This is a genomic window from Streptomyces sp. NPDC052016, assembly GCF_044548445.1.
Lineage (GTDB): Bacteria > Actinomycetota > Actinomycetes > Streptomycetales > Streptomycetaceae > Streptomyces.
In genome coordinates, this window is the sequence record NZ_JBIUBX010000047.1 from 16,543 (window position 1) to 35,436 (window position 18,894).

Annotated in this window: 20 protein-coding genes, 3 tRNA genes and 1 pseudogene; 19 read left to right on the forward strand and 5 right to left on the reverse strand. The window is 71.9% G+C overall.

The genetic code is table 11. The features are described from left to right. Positions 1 to 66: 66 nt before the first annotated feature. The 12 genes from ACIHAR_RS38460 to ACIHAR_RS38515 all read left to right on the forward strand — a co-directional run bounded on the left by ACIHAR_RS38460 (position 67) and on the right by ACIHAR_RS38515 (position 11,918). Positions 67 to 486, forward strand: coding sequence for an NADH-quinone oxidoreductase subunit A (locus tag ACIHAR_RS38460; protein ID WP_365460831.1), 420 nt, complete (start codon positions 67 to 69; stop codon positions 484 to 486). Continuing rightward, complete coding sequence (locus tag ACIHAR_RS38465; protein WP_400023880.1) at positions 477 to 1,172, forward strand: NADH-quinone oxidoreductase subunit B; 696 nt, start codon at positions 477 to 479, stop codon at positions 1,170 to 1,172. Before ACIHAR_RS38460 ends, ACIHAR_RS38465 begins: the two co-directional genes overlap by 10 nt. After that, entirely contained in the window at positions 1,169 to 2,800 is a 1,632-nt protein-coding gene (locus tag ACIHAR_RS38470) for an NADH-quinone oxidoreductase subunit C (protein ID WP_400023881.1), read from the forward strand. Before ACIHAR_RS38465 ends, ACIHAR_RS38470 begins: the two co-directional genes overlap by 4 nt. Beyond that, entirely contained in the window at positions 2,797 to 3,765 is a 969-nt protein-coding gene (locus tag ACIHAR_RS38475) for an NADH-quinone oxidoreductase subunit H (RefSeq protein ID WP_400023883.1), read from the forward strand. Before ACIHAR_RS38470 ends, ACIHAR_RS38475 begins: the two co-directional genes overlap by 4 nt. Positions 3,766 to 3,767: 2 nt before the next feature. Then, positions 3,768 to 4,361, forward strand: a complete 594-nt coding sequence (locus tag ACIHAR_RS38480) for a NuoI/complex I 23 kDa subunit family protein (RefSeq protein ID WP_400023884.1) — start codon at positions 3,768 to 3,770, stop codon at positions 4,359 to 4,361. Next, a complete protein-coding gene (locus ACIHAR_RS38485) occupies positions 4,358 to 4,984 on the forward strand; it encodes an NADH-quinone oxidoreductase subunit J (RefSeq protein WP_400023886.1) in 627 nt (208 codons plus the stop codon). Before ACIHAR_RS38480 ends, ACIHAR_RS38485 begins: the two co-directional genes overlap by 4 nt. Continuing rightward, a complete protein-coding gene (gene nuoK / locus ACIHAR_RS38490) occupies positions 4,984 to 5,391 on the forward strand; it encodes an NADH-quinone oxidoreductase subunit NuoK (protein ID WP_365460843.1) in 408 nt (135 codons plus the stop codon). The genes ACIHAR_RS38485 and nuoK overlap by 1 nt, the downstream gene beginning before the upstream one ends. Further along, positions 5,388 to 7,382 carry an NADH-quinone oxidoreductase subunit L gene (locus ACIHAR_RS38495; RefSeq protein ID WP_400023888.1) on the forward strand — a complete coding sequence of 665 codons (1,995 nt, stop codon included), beginning with the start codon at positions 5,388 to 5,390 and terminating at the stop codon, positions 7,380 to 7,382. Before nuoK ends, ACIHAR_RS38495 begins: the two co-directional genes overlap by 4 nt. Before the next feature lie 6 nt (positions 7,383 to 7,388). Then, positions 7,389 to 8,963, forward strand: coding sequence for a NuoM family protein (locus tag ACIHAR_RS38500; RefSeq protein ID WP_400023890.1), 1,575 nt, complete (start codon positions 7,389 to 7,391; stop codon positions 8,961 to 8,963). After that, positions 8,960 to 10,483, forward strand: coding sequence for an NADH-quinone oxidoreductase subunit N (locus tag ACIHAR_RS38505; RefSeq protein WP_400023891.1), 1,524 nt, complete (start codon positions 8,960 to 8,962; stop codon positions 10,481 to 10,483). Before ACIHAR_RS38500 ends, ACIHAR_RS38505 begins: the two co-directional genes overlap by 4 nt. A 182-nt stretch (positions 10,484 to 10,665) precedes the next feature. Then, positions 10,666 to 11,529: a zinc metalloprotease HtpX gene (gene htpX, locus ACIHAR_RS38510; protein WP_388748829.1), complete on the forward strand. Its 864-nt coding sequence runs from the start codon at positions 10,666 to 10,668 to the stop codon at positions 11,527 to 11,529. Beyond that, the gene (locus tag ACIHAR_RS38515) at positions 11,526 to 11,918 is read left to right on the forward strand and encodes a YccF domain-containing protein (protein WP_365460853.1); all 393 of its coding nucleotides are present in this window, start codon (positions 11,526 to 11,528) and stop codon (positions 11,916 to 11,918) included. Before htpX ends, ACIHAR_RS38515 begins: the two co-directional genes overlap by 4 nt. 411 nt (positions 11,919 to 12,329) lie before the next feature. On the opposite strand, the gene ACIHAR_RS38520 is transcribed toward ACIHAR_RS38515, so the two are convergent. Further along, positions 12,330 to 13,586, reverse strand: a complete 1,257-nt coding sequence (locus ACIHAR_RS38520; protein WP_400023893.1) for an APC family permease — start codon at positions 13,584 to 13,586, stop codon at positions 12,330 to 12,332. Positions 13,587 to 13,749: 163 nt separating this feature from the next. Between ACIHAR_RS38520 and ACIHAR_RS38525 the strand changes: the two genes are divergently transcribed. Further along, the gene (locus ACIHAR_RS38525; RefSeq protein WP_400023895.1) at positions 13,750 to 14,016 is read left to right on the forward strand and encodes a GlsB/YeaQ/YmgE family stress response membrane protein; all 267 of its coding nucleotides are present in this window, start codon (positions 13,750 to 13,752) and stop codon (positions 14,014 to 14,016) included. Between the two features lie 115 nt (positions 14,017 to 14,131). Here the strand turns inward: ACIHAR_RS38525 and ACIHAR_RS38530 are convergent, their stop codons facing one another. Then, entirely contained in the window at positions 14,132 to 14,620 is a 489-nt protein-coding gene (locus tag ACIHAR_RS38530; RefSeq protein WP_360332014.1) for a YajQ family cyclic di-GMP-binding protein, read from the reverse strand. A gap of 225 nt (positions 14,621 to 14,845) precedes the next feature. Here ACIHAR_RS38530 and ACIHAR_RS38535 point away from each other — a divergent pair. Beyond that, positions 14,846 to 14,927 (forward strand) — tRNA-Tyr (locus tag ACIHAR_RS38535). Between the two features lie 86 nt (positions 14,928 to 15,013). Here ACIHAR_RS38535 and ACIHAR_RS38540 read toward each other — a convergent pair. Next, positions 15,014 to 15,304 (reverse strand): hypothetical protein, encoded by a 291-nt coding sequence (locus ACIHAR_RS38540; protein ID WP_365460903.1) that lies wholly within the window; start codon positions 15,302 to 15,304, stop codon positions 15,014 to 15,016. A 99-nt stretch (positions 15,305 to 15,403) separates the two neighbouring features. Here ACIHAR_RS38540 and ACIHAR_RS38545 point away from each other — a divergent pair, with 99 nt between their 5' ends. After that, positions 15,404 to 15,616, forward strand: coding sequence for a hypothetical protein (locus ACIHAR_RS38545; RefSeq protein ID WP_365460905.1), 213 nt, complete (start codon positions 15,404 to 15,406; stop codon positions 15,614 to 15,616). A 154-nt stretch (positions 15,617 to 15,770) separates the two neighbouring features. On the opposite strand, the gene ACIHAR_RS38550 is transcribed toward ACIHAR_RS38545, so the two are convergent. Beyond that, complete coding sequence (locus ACIHAR_RS38550; RefSeq protein WP_365460907.1) at positions 15,771 to 16,427, reverse strand: NAD(P)H-binding protein; 657 nt, start codon at positions 16,425 to 16,427, stop codon at positions 15,771 to 15,773. 298 nt (positions 16,428 to 16,725) lie between these two features. Then, entirely contained in the window at positions 16,726 to 17,976 is a 1,251-nt protein-coding gene (locus ACIHAR_RS38555; protein WP_365460909.1) for an amidohydrolase family protein, read from the reverse strand. Between the two features lie 293 nt (positions 17,977 to 18,269). Here ACIHAR_RS38555 and ACIHAR_RS38560 point away from each other — a divergent pair. The 4 genes and pseudogenes from ACIHAR_RS38560 to ACIHAR_RS38575 form a co-directional block, all read left to right on the forward strand. After that, a tRNA-Thr gene (locus tag ACIHAR_RS38560) sits at positions 18,270 to 18,342 on the forward strand. Between the two features lie 46 nt (positions 18,343 to 18,388). After that, positions 18,389 to 18,461 (forward strand) — tRNA-Met (locus ACIHAR_RS38565). Positions 18,462 to 18,549: 88 nt separating this feature from the next. Continuing rightward, positions 18,550 to 18,714, forward strand: coding sequence for a 50S ribosomal protein L33 (rpmG, locus tag ACIHAR_RS38570; protein WP_003948671.1), 165 nt, complete (start codon positions 18,550 to 18,552; stop codon positions 18,712 to 18,714). Between the two features lie 101 nt (positions 18,715 to 18,815). Further along, positions 18,816 to 18,894: pseudogene (locus ACIHAR_RS38575) on the forward strand (MaoC family dehydratase); the annotation flags it as partial.

Here is an 18,894-nt window from a genome sequence, read left to right on the forward strand (position 1 = left end):
AGGCCCTAGACTCCCGTGCGTACAGATCGTCGAACAAGGCCGAGGTCGGGGAGCGAGGGACGGACGGTGCCGCAGACGTCGCACGCAACGTTGAAGGACCCGACGATCGTGGTCGCGTCGGACTACTTCCACTCCTACGCGGTCGTCGGACTCCTCGCCGCTGTCGGCGTGCTGTTCGTCGCGGTCGCCTTCGGCGCGGGCCGCCTGCTGCGCCCCGTGGTCCCCACCCCCGAGAAACTCCTGACCTACGAGTGCGGCGTCGACCCTGTCGGCGAGGGCTGGGCCCACACCCAGGTCCGCTACTACGTCTACGCCTTCCTCTACGTGATCTTCGCGATCGACTCGATCTTCCTCTTCCCCTGGGCGACCGTCTTCGCCGCCCCCGGTTACGGCGCGACCACCCTGGTGGAGATGTTCATCTTCCTCGGCTTCCTCGCCGTGGGCCTGCTCTACGCATACAAGAAGGGCGTCCTGGCATGGACGTGACCCCCTCGGAACCCGTACTGCTCCCGGAGCCGAAGCGGCTGGGCGCCCTCGCCCGCCTCGCCCCCGAGCCGATGAAGGTCGTCCTCAACTGGGGCCGCCGCTACTCCCTCTGGGTCTTCAACTTCGGCCTCGCCTGCTGCGCCATCGAGTTCATCGCCGCGTCGATGGCGCGCCACGACTTCATCCGCCTGGGCGTCATCCCCTTCGCGCCCGGCCCGCGCCAGGCCGACCTCATGGTCGTCTCGGGCACGGTCACCGACAAGATGGCCCCGGCCGTCAAGCGCCTCTACGAGCAGATGCCCGAGCCGAAGTACGTCATCTCCTTCGGCGCGTGCAGCAACTGCGGCGGCCCCTACTGGGACTCCTACTCCGTCACCAAGGGCGTCGACCAGATCATCCCCGTGGACGTCTACGTCCCCGGCTGCCCGCCCCGCCCCGAGGCGCTGCTCCAGGGAATCCTCAAGCTCCAGGAGAAGATCGCGCGCGAGTCGCTCGGGGAGCGCTACGCCTCCGGAACGTCCCGCCCGTCGGCCGCCGCGCTGCAGAGCGGGCTGGTGCCGCCACCGGCCGTCGCGCCGGGGGTCACCGCCTCGGACAGCAGCGCCTCGGACAGCACTGCCTCGGACAGCACTGCCTCGGAGGAGACCGCCTCCGGGAACACCGCCTCGGGGGAGGCGGGTCGATGACCGCGGTCGGCTGGCTGCCCACCCCCGCCGAGGAACTCTTCGGCCCCGACGCCACGGCCGAGGAGGCCTACGACGTCCTGACCGTCGACGTCCCCGCGGCCTCCTGGACCACGGCTCTCGAAACGGCCCGCGACCGCCTCGGCTGCACCTACTTCGACTGGCTGAGCGCCGTCGACGAACCGGGCACCGGCTTCCGCGTCGCCGCCCACGTCGTCGCCCTGTCACCGGTCCGCCGACTGCTGGTGCGCACGACGATCCCGCACGAGGCCCCGACGCTCCCCTCCGCCGTCGACGTCTACGCGGGCGCCGCCTGGCACGAACGCGAGACGCACGAGATGTTCGGCGTCGTCTTCGAGGGCCACCCCGCCCTGGACCACCTCCTCCTGCCGGACGGCTTCGAGGGCCACCCTCTGCGCAAGGACTTCGTCCTCGCGGCCCGTGTCGCCAAGGCCTGGCCCGGCGCCAAGGAACCCGGTGAATCCGAGCACGGCGGCCCCAAGCGCCGCCAGATGCTTCCCCCGGGCGTCCCCGACCCGAACGAGTGGGGGCCCCTCAAGGGCCAGCTCCCGCCCGCCCCGGCCCGCCCGGCGCGGGGCGCGGCGGCGGGCCGCACGGCCGGGGAACGCCCGGCGCGGGCCGCCGGCGAACGTCCGGCCCGCGCGGCGACCGGCGAACGTCCGGCACGGGCCGCGGGGGAGCGCCCGGTACGCCGCTCGCGCACAGCGGCCGAGGGCTCGGTCAGCCAGGCGGCGGACGTCTCCCCGACCGCGCCGACCGACGAGTCCACGCCCCCCACGGGTACAGCGCCCGGCACGGGTTCGGCGCCTGGCACGGGTTCGGCGCCTGGCACGGGTTCGGCGCCTGGCACAGGTTCGGCGCCCGCTCCGGCCACGGCCGGACCGCGCCGCTCCCGCAGCGCGAGCGGGGGATCGGCTTCCCAGCGAACCCGAGCCACGTCACCGGAGGAGCCGGAGGCCCCGCGAACGGCGGCGTCCGAGACGGCTGCTCCCGAGGCGGCGGCTTCCGAGGCGGCGGCTTCGGGAACGCCGGCTCCGGCAGGCCCGCGTCGTGCGCGCAGCGCCTCGGAGGGCTCGGCCTCCCAGCGGGCGGCCACCCCGGGTGAGGCGCCCCCGGCCGAGGCCCCGCAAGGTGCCCAGGGCCGCCGGTCCCCGTCCCCCCGCAGCTCCGACGCCCCGTGGCACCACGCCCGCCCCGCCTTCGAGGAACCGGAGCCGAAGCGGACGGAAACCCAGCAGCCGGAGCGGCAGACCGAGTCTCAGCAGCCGGAGCGGCAGACCGAATCCCGTCAGCCGGAGCCGGAGCCGGAGCCGGATCCGGAGCGGAAGCCGGAGCGGACGGAACCCGAGCCGCCGGAGCCGGAGCGGACGGAACCCAAGCCGCCGGAGCCGGAGCGGACCGGCTCCGAACAGCCGGAGCCGGGGACCGAACCCCAGCAGCCACAGCGGACGGAACCCCCGCGGCCGCAGCCGCAGCCGAACCGGACCGGCCCCGAGCAGCCGGAATCGGGCGAGAAACCGTCCTCCGGTACGGACGCCCCCGCGACGCCCGCCCCTGCCCGCGACACCGCCCACGACACCCCCGAGGACCCCCAAGGAGGCCCGCAGTGAACGACGCTCTCGACGTCGCCCTGCGACTCCTGCTCGTCTTCGCCGTCTTCCTCACCTTCCCGCTGATCATCGGCCAGACCGAGCACAAGGTGATGGCCCACATGCAGGGCCGCCTCGGCCCGATGTACGCCGGCGGCTTCCACGGCTGGGCCCAGCTCATCGCCGACGGCGTGAAGTTCGCGCAGAAGGAGGACGTCGTCCCCGCGGGCGCGGACCGCCGCATCTTCCAGCTCGCCCCCGCCGTCGCCCTCCTCCCCTACCTGCTCGTCCTCCTCGCCATCCCGATCGGCCCGGGGGAGGGCGCGGTCGGGATGGTGATCGACGCGGGCGTGTTCTTCGTCCTAGCCGTGATGGGCGTGGGAGTCCTCGGCTCCCTCATGGCCGGCTGGGCCAGCGCGAACAAGTTCTCCCTCCTCGGCGGTCTGCGCACCGCCGCCCAGCTCCTCGCCTACGAACTCCCGATGCTGCTCGCCGCCGCCTCGGTGGCGATGGCGGCCGGGACGGTGTCGATCCCCGGCATCCTCGACGCCTTCGAGTGGTGGTGGCTGCCCTGGCAGATCGTCGGCGCGATCGTCTTCTTCGTCGCCGGCCTCGCCGAGCTCCAGCGGCCCCCCTTCGACATGCCCGTCGCCGACTCGGAGATCATCTTCGGCGCGTACACCGAGTACACCGGCCTCCGCTTCGCTCTCTTCCTCCTCGCCGAGTACGCCGGAATCGTCGTCCTGTGCGGCCTGACCACCGTGCTCTTCCTGGGCGGCTGGCACGGCCCCTGGGGCGCCGACGGCCTCGGCTGGGTCTGGACCCTGCTGAAGACGGCACTGCTCGCCTTCCTGGTCATCTGGCTGCGCGTCACCTATCCCCGTCTGCGTGAGGACCAGCTCCAGAAGCTCTCCTGGACCCTCCTCGTCCCCCTCTCCCTCGCCCAGATCGCCTTCACCGGCATCGTCAAGGTGGTGATCCGGTAACCATGGCCGAGCCCTCACAGCCCACCCGGTCCCGCATCCCTGGCAGTGGCCTCGCCAAGGGCCTGGCCGTCACCCTCCGCACGATGACGAGGAAGACCGTCACCGAGCAGTACCCGGACGCCCAGCCCGACCTCCCGCCCCGCACCCGGGGAGTGATCGGCCTGTTCGAGGAGAACTGCACGGTCTGCATGCTCTGCGCCCGTGAGTGCCCCGACTGGTGCATCTACATCGACTCCCACAAGGAGACGGTCCCGGCGGCGACCCCCGGCGGCCGCGAACGCAGCCGCAACATCCTCGACCGCTTCGCCATCGACTTCTCCCTGTGCATGTACTGCGGTATCTGCATCGAGGTCTGTCCTTTCGACGCCCTGTTCTGGTCCCCGGAGTTCGAGTACGCCGAGACCGACATCCGCGACCTCACCCACGAACGCGACAAGCTCCGCGAGTGGATGTGGACCGTGCCGGCCCCGCCCGCCCTCGACCCCGGCGCGGAGGAGCCGAAGGAGGTCGCCGCCGCCCGCAAGACGGCCGAGAAGCTGGCCGCCGCCCAGGCACCGCAGGCCGCACCCGAAGAACCCCAGGGGGGACAGGCGTGATCCTCGCCCAGGCACAGCCCGGTTTCCTCTCCCCGACCGGCGTCGAGATCGCCTTCCTCCTCGTCGGCCTGGTCACCTTCGGCGCCGCCCTCGTCACCGTCACCACCCGGCAACTGGTCCACGCGGCCCTGTGGCTGGTCGTCACCCTCGGCGGCCTGGCCGTCGAGTACCTCCTGCTCACCGCGGAGTTCATCGCCTGGGTGCAGGTCCTCATCTACGTCGGTTCCGTCGTCGTCCTCCTTCTGTTCGGTCTGATGCTGACGCGGGCTCCCATCGGCCGCTCCCCGGACGCCGACTCCGGCAACCGCTGGGCCGCCCTCACCGTGGCCGTCGCCGCCGCGGCCGCCCTGGTGTGGGTCGTCGTCGACGCCTTCCGCACCACCTGGATCGACCTCGACGGCCCCGCCGCGGGCTCGACGAAGGTCACCGGCGAGAGCCTCTTCCAGAACTGGGTCCTCCCCTTCGAGGCCCTCTCCGTCCTCCTCCTCGCCGCCCTGGTCGGCGCGATCGTCCTGTCCCGCAAGGCGAAGGCGGAGTCGAGCTCTCCCCCCGTGAACGCCCGGGCGGTCACCGGAAGTTCCCCTGACGTCACAGAGAGTTCCGACCAGGAAGGCGCCCGCTGATGCACCTCGCCTATCCCGCCGTACTCTCCGCCCTCCTCTTCTGCACCGGCCTGTACGGCGTCCTCGCCCGCCGCAACGCGATCCTGGTCCTGATGTCGGTCGAGCTGATGCTCAACGCCGTCAACCTCAACCTCGTCGCCTTCGACGTCTGGCTCAGCAGGGCCGCCGAGGAGACCCTGCACTCCGGCCAGGCCCTGACCCTGTTCACCATCGCCATCGCCGCCGCAGAGATCGGCATCGGCCTGGCCATCGTCCTCGCCGTCCACCGCAACCGCGGCACCGCGGACATCGACAAGCTCCGCGACACCGCCGAAGGCCACGAGAGCCACCCGGCCGACGGCCCCGACAGCGATGCCCCGACGGCCGAGCCGACCGGGCGGAGCGAGAAGGCTGAGGCCACCGCGTGACCACGACCACCCTCGCCGCCCTCGTCCCCCTCCTTCCGTTCCTCGGTGCGGCCGCCGGCCTGCTCCTGGGCCGCACCGCCCCCGGCTTCGTCCGCCCGCTCGCCGTCCTGCCGACCCTCGCCTCCCTCGTCCTGGCCGCCCTGGTCGCCGTACGCCAGGGCGGGGACGCGGCCGTCGTCGCGTCCACCGAACTCACCCCCACCGGCTCAGTCCCGATCGAGCTGGCCCTGCACATCGACGGCTTCGCCGCCCTCGTCGCCGTCCTCGTCGGCCTCGTCGCCTCCTGCGTGCAGATCTACTCGACCGGCTACCTCCGCGAGGACCCGCGCTATCTGTCGTACGCGGCCCTCGTCTCCCTTTTCACCTCCGCGATGTTCCTGGTCGTCTACTCCGGCGACCTGATCGTGCTGCTGGTCGGCTGGGAAGTCATGGGCATCTGCTCCTACTTCCTGGTCGGCCACTACTGGGAGACCCCCGAGGCCCGCGCCGCCTCCCTCAAGGCCTTTCTGGTCACCAAGCTCGGCGACGTGCCCTTTCTCATCGGCCTGTTCGCCCTCGCCGCCGATGCCGGCTCCTTCGAGATCACGAAGGTCCTCGGCGTCGTCGCCGACGGCGGGCTCGACCATCCGACCGTCGTCGCCCTTCTGCTCCTGGCGGGCGTGGCCGGCAAGTCGGCGCAGTTCCCGCTGCACGCCTGGCTCCCGGACGCGATGGCGGGCCCGACGCCCGTCTCCGCGCTCATCCACGCCGCGACGATGGTCGCCGCCGGCGTCTACTTCATCGCCCGGCTCCTCCCGGTCTTCCAGGCCTCCCAGGCCGCGATGGTCGTCCTCGCCGTGATGGCGGCGGTCACCATGGCCGGCTCGGGTCTCGCCGCGCTCGCGCAGGACGACATCAAGCGCGTCCTGGCCTACTCGACGATCGGCCAGCTCGGCTACATGACCGGCGCACTCGCCGTCGGCGACCGCGGTGCCGCCGTCTTCCACCTCCTCTCGCACGGCGCCTTCAAGGCCCTGCTGTTCCTCGCCGCCGGTGTGATCATCCACGCCGCCGGAACCAACTCGCTGGCCGCCATGTCCCGCATGACCGGCCTGCGCGACCGCGTCCCGGACGCCTTCTGGACGATGACCGTGGCGCTCCTCGCGCTCGCCGCGATCCCGCCGTTCAGCGGCTTCTTCTCCAAGGAGTCGGTCCTCGGCGCCGCCGAGCACGTCTCCACCGGCCACACCGAGCACGCCCCCGCCGCCGCGGGCTGGATCGTCCTCGTCGCCGGCCTGCTCACCGCCCTCCTGACCGCCGCCTACGCGGCCCGCCTGTGGCTGCTGGCCTTCCGCGGCCGGGGCACGGAAGCCCCCGACCACGGCCGCCAGCCCCTGTCGATGACCCTCGTGCTGTGGGTGCTCGCCGTTCCCTCACTCGCCCTCGGCGGATTCGCGTACCGCTCGCTCCCCGACTGGTTCGACGGCCGCGACCTCGCCCCGACCCTCACCACCTCCGTCCTCGGCACGGGCGCGGCGCTGGTCGGCGCCCTGGCCGTCTACGGCGCCTGGCGGCACACCACCGCGCTCGCCGCCCGCGTCCCGCTCGGCGCGGTCGCCGCCCACCCCGAGGGCGACGCCGGACAGGTCGAGGCCGAGGCCATCGCCACCCACGCGCCCGCCTACGGAGGCGTCGCCTCCGCCCCCGACCCGGCCGACCCCGGACGACTCCTGCTCGGCCCGCTGCACCGCCACGCCGCCGTCGGCTTCCACCTCGACGCCGTCTACGCGGCACTGTTCGTCCGCCCGGTGCAGGCCGGAGCGAGCCTCGTACGGTTCCTGGACCGCGAGGTCGTCGACACCTACGTACGCGGCGCGGGCACCCTGCCCCGCTGGCTCGGCACCGCCGTACGGCGCGCCCAGACCGGCAACGTCCAGACCTATGTGAGCGCGCTGCTCGCCGGCACCGTCGTCCTGGCGGTCGCCGCCCTCCTCGTCGCCACGGGAGTGTGAGCAGGCGTGATCGATATCAGCGAGTCCGTGATGCAGTTCCTTCTGGCGTTCATCGTCGTCGGCCCGCTCCTCGGCGCCGTCGCCGCTCTCCTGCCCGCCCCGCCCGGGCTGAAGGGCAGGTCACCCGAGCAGGCCGTGCTGCGGCACGGCGTCACCGTGACCGGCGCCGTCCTCATCGCCGCGATCGTCCTCGCGCTCGGCTTCGACCACGACCAGCCGTCGAAGATGCAGGCCACGACCGATATCAGCTGGATCCCCGCACTGGACGTGCGGATCCACCTCGGCACCGACGGCATCTCCCTCCCCCTCCTGGTCCTGACCGCGCTGCTGACCTTCCTCTGCGCGCTCTACTCGTACTTCAACCTGCCCGCGGGCCCGAGCCCGAAGGCGTTCGTCGCGCTTCTGCTCGTCCTCGAGTCCGGCACCCTCGCCACCTTCGCCGTCCTCGACCTGCTGCTGTTCTTCCTCGCCTTCGAGATGGTCCTGATCCCGATGTACTTCCTCATCGCCCGCTGGGGCGGCGAGGGCCGGACCCAGGCGGCGTGGAAGTTCATCCTGTACACGCTGCTCGGATCCGTGGTCATGCTGCTCGGCCTGCTCCTGATCGGAATCAAGGCGGGCACGTTCGACATGGTGGCACTCGCCACTGACAACGACCGGCCGCTGACCACATCCGTGCAGGTCATCGCCGTTCTGGCGATCGGGCTCGGGCTCGCCGTCAAGACCCCGATGTGGCCGCTGCACAGCTGGCTGCCCGACGCCCACACCGCCGCCCCGACCGTCGGCTCGGTCCTCCTCGCCGGTGTCCTGCTGAAGATGGGTACGTACGGGTTCGTCCGGATCCTCCTTCCGATCGCACCCGACGGCTTCCATACCTTCGCGCCCTACCTCGCCGCCCTCGCCGTCGTCGGGATCATCTACGGATCCCTGGCCTGCCTGGCCCTCGCCAAGCAGGGCGCCAAGGGTGACCTCAAGCGCCTCATCGCCTACTCCTCCGTCGGCCACATGGGCTTCGTCCTGCTCGGCATCGCCTCCACCACCCCGACCGGCGTCAACGGAGCCCTCTTCGCCAACATCGCCCACGGCCTCATCACCGGCCTCCTCTTCTTCCTGGTCGGCGCGCTGAAGGACCGCACCGGCACCACCGACCTCGACACCCTCGCGGAGGAGACCGGCGCCGCCCTGTACGGCAGAGCCCCGCGCCTCGGCGGCCTCCTCGCCTTCGCCGCGGTCGCCTCGCTCGGCCTGCCGGGCCTCGCCGGATTCTGGGGCGAGATGCTCGCCATGTTCGGGGCCTTCGACCCCGCCGACGGCCTCAGCCGCCCCGCCTTCGTCACCTTCACCGTGATCGCCGCGTTCGGAACCCTGCTCACCGCCGCCTACCTGCTCGTCGTGGTCCGCCGCGTCTGTATGGGCGCCGCCCCGCAGAACCTCCCGCGGCTCACCGACGTCCGCACCTACGAGTTCGCGGCCTGGACGCCGCTCGTCGTCCTCACCGTCGTCGCCGGCCTCTGGCCCAAGACCCTCCTCGGCCTGACCGACCCGGCCGTGCAGCAGCTCCTCGCAGGAGGCACCCGATGAGCTCCCCGGCCCAACCCCTGGCCGCGTCGCTGGTCCAGTCCGTCGACTGGCTCGCGATCGCCCCGCCGACCCTCGCGGCGGTCGTCGGTCTCGTCGTCCTCGTCACCGACCTGTTCGTGCCCGACGCGAGAAAGCCGCTCCTCGGCTGGCTCTCCGTCGCGGGCCTCGCCGCGTCCACGGCCCTCCTGCTGCCCCTCCTCGACGGCGGCCGCTCCACCTTCTGCCTGACCGGCGACACGAGCGTGTGCAGCTACACGGCCGACCGCTTCACCCTGGTCATCCAGTTCCTGGTACTCGGAGGAGCCCTCCTGGCCGCCCTCCTGTCGGTCACCGCCCTCAAGGACGCCCGCAGGCAACTCCCCGAAGGGGAGTTCTGGTTCCTCCTGCTGTCCTCCGCCGCGGGCGCCGCCCTCCTGCCCGCCTCCCGCGACCTCGCCACCCTCGTCGTCGCCCTGGAGGTCGCCTCCCTGCCCGCGTTCGCCCTCGTCGGCATCCGGCACGGCGACCGCAGGTCCTCCGAGGCCGCCCTGAAGTTCTTCCTGTCCTCCGTCACCGCCACCGCCGTCAGCCTCCTCGGCATCAGCTTCGTCTACGCCACGACCGGCACCCTCTACCTCACCCAGGTCGCCGATCGCATCCAGGACGTCGACGGACAACTGCACACCCTCGCGCAGACCGGCGTCGTCCTCACCCTCGTCGGCTTCGCCTTCAAGACCGCCGCCGTCCCCTTCCACTTCTGGGTCCCCGACACCTACGTCGGCGCTCCCCTCCCCGTCGCCGCCTATCTGTCGGTCGTCGGCAAGGCCGTCGGCTTCTCCGGCCTCATCCTCGTCACCGTCATCGGCTTCCCCTCGTACGCCGACGTCTGGGGACCCGCCCTCGCGGCACTGGCCGCCCTCACCATGACCGTCGGCAACCTCGGCGCGCTCCGCCAGCAGGCCACGCGCGCGTACAGCGCCGTACGCCTGCTCGCCTGGTCCTCCGTCGGCCAGGCCGGCTACCTCCTCGTCCCCATCGCCGCCGCCGCGTACTCCGACGACGCCGACCACGCGATCGGCTCCACCGTCGCCTACGCCCTCATGTACGCCGCCGTGAACCTCGGCGCCTTCGCGGTTGCCGCCCTGGTCGGCCGCACCAACGCCGCGAACCGCCTCACCGACTACCGGGGCCTGTACGCGAAGAATCCCCTGGCCGCCCTCCTCCTGGCCTTCTTCCTTCTGTGCCTCGCCGGACTGCCGCCCGGCATCATCGGCCTCTTCGCCAAGGTCACCGTCTTCTCCGCGGCCGTCGACGCGGGCCTGGGGTGGCTGGCGGTCGTCATGGCCGTCAATGTGGTGATCGCCCTGTACTACTACCTCCAGTGGACGGCCCTGCTGTTCCGCGCCCCCGAGGGCGAACCCGTCAAGCACCGCGTCCCCGCGCCCCTCACCGCCGCCCTGGCCCTCACCGCCGTCCTCGGCGTCGCCCTCTCCGGAGCACCCCAGCTGGTCCTGCGCTTCACCGACACGGCCCTCTTCTGAGCCGTCACCCGGACGGCCCACGCATGCCCCCGGCCGCACAAGGGAACTTGTCCTCCTCGCCTGGCGTTGTCCAAAACGGGAGGTTCCACTGGACGTGACACCACGACACCGGTGGCACCGCAGATCAGAGGCAAGATCAACCAGCAAAGGGTTCCCCTGCCGCACGACTTGGAGGGCGTACCGTGCACCGCCGGCACAACGGACTCAGGACCGCAGTACTCCTCGGGGGACTGTCCGCGCTCATCATCGTCATCGGCAGCTTCTTCGGCCGTACCGGGCTCGTCGTCGCCGTCCTCATCGCGCTCGGCACCAACGCCTACGCGTACTGGAACAGCGACAAACTGGCCCTGCGCGCCATGCGGGCCCGCCCGGTGAGCGAATTCGAGGCTCCGGCGCTCTACCGCATGGTCCGCGAGCTCTCCACCCAGGCCCGGCAGCCCATGCCCCGCCTCTACATCTCCCCGACCGAGGCCCCCAACGCCTTCGCCACCGGCCGCAACCCGCGCAACGCCGCCGTGTGCTGCACCGAGGGCATCCTGCGCCTCCTCGACGAGCGTGAACTGCGCGGCGTCATCGGCCACGAACTGAGCCACGTCTACAACCGGGACATCCTCATCTCCTCGGTCGCCGGCGCCCTCGCCTCCGTGATCATGTTCCTGGTCAACTTCGCCTGGCTGATCCCCATCGGCCGCTCCAACGACGACGACGGCCCCGGCCTCCTCGGCATGCTCCTGATCATGCTCCTCGGCCCGCTCGCCGCCAGCCTCATCCAACTCGCCATCAGCCGCTCCCGCGAGTACGAGGCCGATGCCTCCGGCGCCCAGCTCACCGGCGACCCCCTGGCCCTCGCCGGCGCCCTGCGCAAGCTGGAACTCGGCACCAAGCAGCTTCCGCTGCCTCCCGAGCCCCGCATCGAGACCGCGAGCCACATGATGATCGCGAACCCGTTCCGACCCGGCCAGGGACTGTCCAAGATGTTCTCGACGCACCCGCCCATGGCGGAGCGCATCGCCCGTCTCGAGAAGATGGCAGGTCACCACCAGTGAAGACCATCCTGAACGTCATATGGCTCATTCTCAGCGGCTTCTGGCTGTTCCTCGGGTACGTGCTGGCGGGCCTGCTGCTCTGCATCACGATCATCGGCATCCCGTTCGGCATCGCGGCGTTCCGCATCGGCGTCTACGCCCTCTGGCCCTTCGGCCACACCACGGTCGAGCGCCGCGACGCCGGTGCCCCCTCCTGCGTCGGCAACGTCCTCTGGCTGGTCCTCGCCGGCTGGTGGCTGGCCCTCGCCCACATCGTCACCGGCATCGCCCTCTGCGTCACGATCATCGGCATCCCGTTCGGCATCGCCAACTTCAAGCTGATCCCGGTCTCACTGCTTCCGCTGGGCCGCGACATCGTGCCCACCGACCGGCCCTTCGCCGCCCGCTGACGCAGTCTCACCTCCCGCAGCGTCCCGCACCGCCGACCGCCGGCCACCACTCGACCGCCGCTTTTCCACAACTGCCCGGTTGTCCACAGGCCCACCCGAATGTCAGTGCCGGGCCGCATCATGAACGCATGACCGAGAACGAGTACGCACAGACACGACCGGCGGTACGACGGGCCGACGCCCGTCCGCGGCGCACGGTCGCAATATCCAGAACGGCCTGAGCGCAGCGCCGGCCACCGCCCCTCACATGCGAGCGCGGGACCTGGGCGCCGGCCACCGATCCTCGCGTACGAGCGCGGGACCTGGGCGCCGGCAACCCACCCTCAGATAGGTACCGGACCTGGGCGTCGGGCCGCCCGGGTCCGCCATCCCGGCGCGGCCCTCGATGCAGCACCGCCTGTGGCTCCTGCCCTACCGCCGCCTCGAGGCGAGCCACCCGCGCACCCCGTACGCGACAGCACCCGCGGCCAGCACGCCCGCCCCCACGACCACCGAGGTCCCCGGCAGCGCGAACGCCAGGACCACACACCCGACGACCCCCAGCGCGGGCAGCGCCCGTTTCAGGGGAGCCCGGTCCAGGGTCCACGCCGACGCATTGGCCACCGCGTAGTACGCCAGCACACCGAAGGAGGAGAAGCCGATCGCGCCCCGTACGTCCACCGTGGCGGCGAGGGCCGCGACCACCGCGCCCACGGCCAGCTCGGCCCGGTGCGGCACCTGGAAGCGTGGATGCACGGCCGACAGCCCGCCGGGCAGATGGCGGTCCCGCGCCATGGCCAGCGTCGTACGCGAGACGCCCAGGATCAGGGCGAGCAGCGAACCGAGCGCGGCCACGGCGGCCCCGCCCCGGACCACCGGCGCCAGCCCCGGCACACCGGCCGCCCGCACGGCATCGGCCAGCGGCGCCGTAGCGCTTCCGAGGTCCCCCGACCCCAGCACGGAAAGGACAGCCACCGCCACACACGCGTACACGGCCAGCGCGATGCCCAGCGCCAGCGGGATCGCGCGGGGGATGGTGCGCGCCGGATCCCGCACCTCCTCGCCGAGGGTCGCGATGCGCGCGTACCCGGCGAACGCGAAGAACAGCAGGCCGGCGGCCTGAAGCACCCCGCCGACGCCCCCGGAGGCGCCGACGTCCAGCCGCCCCGCGTCGGACTCCCCGGACCCCAGACAGACCACGACCACGGAAGCGAGGACCGCCAGGACCATCGCCACGATCACCCGTGTCAGCCAGGCCGACTTCTGGATGCCGCCGTAGTTCACCGCGGTCAGCGCCACCACGGCCGCGACCGCCACCGCGTGCGCCTGCCCCGGCCAGACGTACGCCCCGACCGTCAGAGCCATCGCCGCACAGGAGGCCGTCTTCCCGACCACGAACGACCATCCCGCGAGGTACCCCCAGAACGGGCCGAGCCGCTCCCGCCCGTACACATAGGTGCCGCCCGAGGCGGGGTAGAGCGCGGCCAGACGCGCCGACGCCATGGCGTTGCAGTAGGCGACCAGTGCGGCGAGCGCGAGTCCGAGCACCAGCCCGGACCCGGCGGCGTGGGCGGCGGGGGCCAGGGCGGCGAAGATGCCGGCGCCGATCATCGAGCCGAGTCCGATGACCACGGCGTCCCCGACACCCAGCGTGCGCCGAAGCTCGGCCGGTGAATCGGACTGTGTCATGGGCCGCACCCTACTGACCAAGGGAACCGCAGGGTTCAGCCCGGGCGTCGTCCCCCTCAACACAGCACGAACGCGCGCACCCCGCACGGACACACAGCCTGTCCGGAGCAGCACCACAGTCCCGGGACAGTGCGGGCACAGCGCGGAAGGGCAGGTTTAGAGCATGAGCATCATCAGCTGGATCATTCTGGGGCTCTTGGCCGGAGTCATCGCCAAGGTCCTCCTGCCGGGCCGGGACCCGGGCGGCTTCATCGGCACGATCGTCATCGGCATCGCCGGCGCGTTCATCGGCGGCTGGATATCGGTCCGCTGGCTGGACCACCCCATCACCAAGGACTTCTACGACGGCGCCACCTGGGCCGCGGCGATCGGCGGATCCCTCGTGCTGCTGATCGTCTACCGCATCCTGTTCGGCCACTCGCGCGACTGAGCGAGCGTCCCTGACCCGCAGCCGAAGGGCGGGAAGGGTGAGCACCACGCGGATGCCCACCCTTCCTGTTCACCAGCGACAGTGACGCAGCGCCGCAGGCGCCGGCCAGGGGTGCCTACCGGTAGTTCACGAACTGCAGCGCGAAGTCGAAGTCCTGGCCCTTCAGCAGGGCGATGACGGCCTGCAGGTCGTCGCGGCTCTTGGAGCTGACGCGCAGCTCGTCGCCCTGCACCTGGGCCTTGACGCCCTTGGGGCCCTCGTCCCGGATGAGCTTCGCGACCTTCTTCGCGTTCTCCTGGGAGATGCCCTCCTTGATCTCCGCGAAGAGCTTGTACTCCTTGCCGGAGAGCTGGGGCTCGCCTGCGTCCAGGGCCTTCAGAGAAATCCCGCGCTTGATCAGCTTCGACTGGAAGACGTCGAGGACAGCCTTCACCCGGTCCTCGGAGTTCGCCTCCATGAGGATCTTCTCACCGGACCATGAGATCGAGGCGCCCACGCCCTTGAAGTCGTAGCGCTGCGAGATCTCCTTGGCGGCCTGGTTGAGGGCGTTGTCGACCTCCTGCCGCTCGACCTTCGAGACGATGTCGAAACTGGAGTCGGCCATGTCCTGTGGCTCCTTGTATCGGGGTGTGTTCGGGTGCGTGTCGGCGTCCGTGGGGGCTGCCGCCGAGCCCGGCGTAAGACGCGGGCCGCATCCGGACAAGCCTAGCCACCCAGCTCCCTCCCGGCGGCGCGGAATCCAGGTGGCGAAGCACCCCTCTCCATCGGGTATCGTTTACGTCGTTGCCAGGGAGCACCGCCGAAAAGCGGTTCGAACGGCAGCAACCCCGGCGGTGTGCCCGAGCGGCCAAAGGGAGCAGACTGTAAATCTGCCGGCTCAGCCTTCCCAGGTTCGAATCCTGGCGCCGCCACGCTGAGTGAGACCCCCTCCGAACTGCGGAAACGCAGAGCGGAGGGGGTTTCTCGTCATTGGCGGGCGAGGCGCAGGTGAGCTGCCTCACTCCTCCCCGGAGGCCGTCTCCTCGGGGGTCTGCGCGGTCCGCCTCACCTCCGCCTCCACGTCCGCGCGGGGTTTGCCCTGGTCCTTGGCGTACTCGGTCACCGCGGCCTGGGCGTCCCGGGCGAGGTCGCGCCAGGCGCGCCACGCGGTTTCGTAGGTGTCGGTCTGGGTTTCCGACCAGGGGGCCGCCGTGGGCGCGCCGTAGGCGTCCCGCAGGCCCAGCACCCTCGCGTGGGCCTCGTCGGCCGCGCGCTGTTTCTCCACGAGTTCCTCGAAGGTATGTGCCACATGTACGGATGCTAGGGAGGAGGGCGAGGTTCCGCGCGGCGAGCGCGGCGCACGGCGGGAAGGGGGTACTCGCGTGGCCCACTCGGGCACACTGACCCCATGTCCAGCCGCCGCAGAACGTGCCCCGAGTGCCGCCGCGAGATCGCCGTCGTCGCCGGCCGGTTCGCTCGGCACGACCCGCCCGGGGCGCGGGGGAACGGGCAGCTCACCTCCTGCCCCGGCTCCCGCCGCACGGCGCAACTGGGCGCCGTGCAGCCGTCGTTGGACGGGTACGTCGTGCCCGAGATACCCGGGCAGCTGTCCCTGTTCTGACCACCGGCCGGAGGCCGAGGACCGGAGCCCGAGGCCGAGGACCGGACCCCGAAGAAACGGGCCCCGGCGGCCGGTTCCCGCCACTGCTTGCCGAGATCGCAGTTCGCGAGGTCTCAGTTTCCCGGGGGCTCGGTCCCCGGTGCTGCGTTTCCGCTCAGTTCCCCGCGACCGACTTCACCGCCACCGACACCGGCGTCGAGCCGCTGATCAGTTCCAGGGTCAGACCGGCCGTCGCGGGGGTGTCCAGCAACTCCGCCAGGACTGCGGCCACGTCGTCGCGCGGCACCGAGCCACGGCCGGTCTGCGCCTCCAGACGGACCAGCCCCTTGCCGGCGTCGTCCGTCAGCGAACCAGGGCGCAGGACCGTCCAGTCGAGGGCGTCCAGGCCCTGGACGTACCCGTCCGCCTCGCCCTTGGCGCGCAGGTACACGTCGAAGACCTCGTTGCCCTGGTGGTCGGGGTCCGCGCCGTAGGATGACACGATCAGGAAGCGCCGCACGCCCGCCCGGACCGCCGCGTCCGCGAACAGCACCGCCGCGCCCTTGTCCACGGTGTCCTTGCGGGCCGCCCCGCTGCCCGGGCCGGCGCCCGCCGCGAACACCGCCGCGTCCGCGCCCCGCAGCCGCTCCGCGACCTCCTCCACCGACGCCGACTCCAGGTCCAGCACGACCGGTTCGGCGCCCACGGCCCGCAGGTCGTCGCCCTGCTCGGTCTTGCGGATGATTCCCGCCACCTCGTCCCCGCGCGCGGCGAGCAGACGCTCCAGCCGCAGCGCGATCTGACCATGACCCCCAGCGATGACAATGCGCATGCTTCCGACCGTACGCCCGTACGGCCCCGCCCGCCGCCCCACGCGAACGCCCGAACGGGCGGGCCGCGTTCCGGCCGGCACACCCCCTCGGCGCCGCTTGACGGCATCCGCTCCTCGGCGCCGCTTGACGGCATCCGCTCCTCGGCGCCGCTTGACGGCATCCGCTCCTCGGCTCCGCTTCACGGCACCCGTTCTCCACGGCACCCGTCTCCACGGCGTCCGCTGTGCGATACCCGTCGCCGTGATCCGCCCTCCGGTGGCGTCCGCTCCGGGACACCGGTTCCCGCGCGAGCCCGACCTACGACAACTCGCCCCGCCCCTGCCGCGGCAGCCCCAACTCCGCTGCCGCCGCCGAGTCGCAGTACTCCCTCACCGCGCTCGTGCGGGACACCACCCGGCCCTGATGGATCACGATGCGGCTGTACGCCAGGGACAGCGCGGTCGGCAGGCGGTCGCTGCGGACGGCCAGGAGGTCGGCGGGGAAGCCGGCCTCCACGCGGACCTCGGGAAGGCCCAGGAGCGCGCGGGCGGAGGTGCTCACCGCGTCGTAGGCGTCCTCGGGGCGCAGGCCGTGGCGGGAGGCGAGGAGGTAGGCGGCCTCCAGGGGGTCGCCGCGGCCGACGGGGTTGGAGACGTCTCGCAGAGCGCCGCTCCCGGCCGCGACGCGGACGCCGGCGGCGCGCAGCAGCCGTACGGGGGCGGTGCCGCGGCGTTCGACGGCGCCGCAGGCACCCTGGGGCAGGCAGACCACCGTGACACCGGCGGCGGCCAGTCGGTCGGCGGTGCGGGTGACGGCCTCGGCGGGGAGGCGGTCGAGGGCGGAGCAGGGGCCGAGGGCGACGCCGGGGCGCAGACCGCCGGCCATCGCGGCGAAGCGGGCCAGACGGGCCGGATCGGCCGCGTCGGTGTGCAGGTCGACCGGGCAGCCGTGTTCGGAGGCGACCTCCAGCACGGCCTCCACGTAACCCGTCGGGTCGGGATCCAGGTCGGGGCAGCCGCCCACCACGGCGGCGCCCATCTTCACCGCGTCCCGCAACATCGCCAGACCGTCCGCGCCGGCCACCCCGGTCAGCATCCGGGGCATCGCCACCGCCGTCAGCTCGGCCAGTCCGCGCAGTGACCGACGGGCCTGCAGGACGGCGGCCAGTGCGCCGAGCCCCTGGACGTCCCCCACGCGCACGTGGGCGCGGAGGGCGGTCGCCCCGTGGCCGAGTTGGAGCAGCGCGGCCTCCGTGGCGCGGCGCTGGACGTCCTCGGGGGAGTAGGAGACGGGACCGTCCGCGGCGGACAGGGCGGTGTCGGCGTGCGCGTGGGGTTCGGCGGGGGCGGGGAGGAGGAGGTAGCCGCCCAGGTCCACGCGGGTGCCGGCGCCGCGGGCCGGGCCGGCTGCCAGGCTGCCGGCCGTACCGACCGCCTCGATGCGCCCGTGGCCCAGCCGTACGTCCACCGTCCGGCCGTCCGCGAGACGCGCGCCGCACAGCAGCAGGGCGGCCGGGTCGGGCTGCCCGCCCGACGACGAGTGGGGCGGCTGCGGCTGGCTGTCGGGCATCGCGCTCCAGGGGCTCGGCGGTGAGGAGGGCTCGGGGCCCGGGCTCGGGGCAAGATCACGCAGAGTGAGTCGAGCCTAGGGCGGCCGTCCGGCGCTGTCGGGGAGGAGCGCAATAGTCGTACCGGTGTGGCCGGTGCGTGGAAGGGGCCCGCGGGCCCGGCCGGGCCGGGCGGACACGGGCGGGTGCAGGTCAGGACAAAGGGGGCGCCGGGGGGTTCCGCGTGGGTCCCGTGCGGGGGCCGGGAAACGGATTTGGGCGAACGGCGGCGGACCGTGTAATGTCTTCATCGCTCGCCCCAATAGCTCAGTCGGCAGAGCGTCTCCATGGTAAGGAGAAGGTCTACGGTTCGATTCCGTATTGGGGCTCTGGTGTGAGAGGTTCCCGCCGCAAGGCGGGACCCGATCGCATCGCAGCGGTGTAGCTCAGTCGGTAGAGCAAGCGGCTCATAATCGCTGTGTCACCGGTTCAAGTCCGGTCACCGCTACTGACAGTAGCCGATTGCGGGGTCGGTCCTTCGATCGGCTACTCTTTCTTGCGTTAAATGTCCCATCCGTTCGTCAAGGAGCACTCACGTGGCTGCCACCGACGTCCGCCCGAAGATCACGCTGGCCTGCGTGGAGTGCAAGGAGCGGAACTACATCACCAAGAAGAACCGGCGTAACAACCCGGACCGTCTTGAGATGAAGAAGCACTGCCCGCGTTGCAACGCGCACACCGCGCACCGCGAGACGCGATAAATCAGGCTCGTACACGAGGCCGTCCCCGAGTGATCGGGGGCGGCCTCGTGTCGTTGAATGACCCGTACCGGTCAATAGAGCAAGCAGGAGGTGCGGAGCCGATGGCGCTCGACCAGTCCTTCGTGGGGCGGAGTTATCCGCCCACCGATCCCTATGAGGTCGGCCGGGAGAAGATCCGTG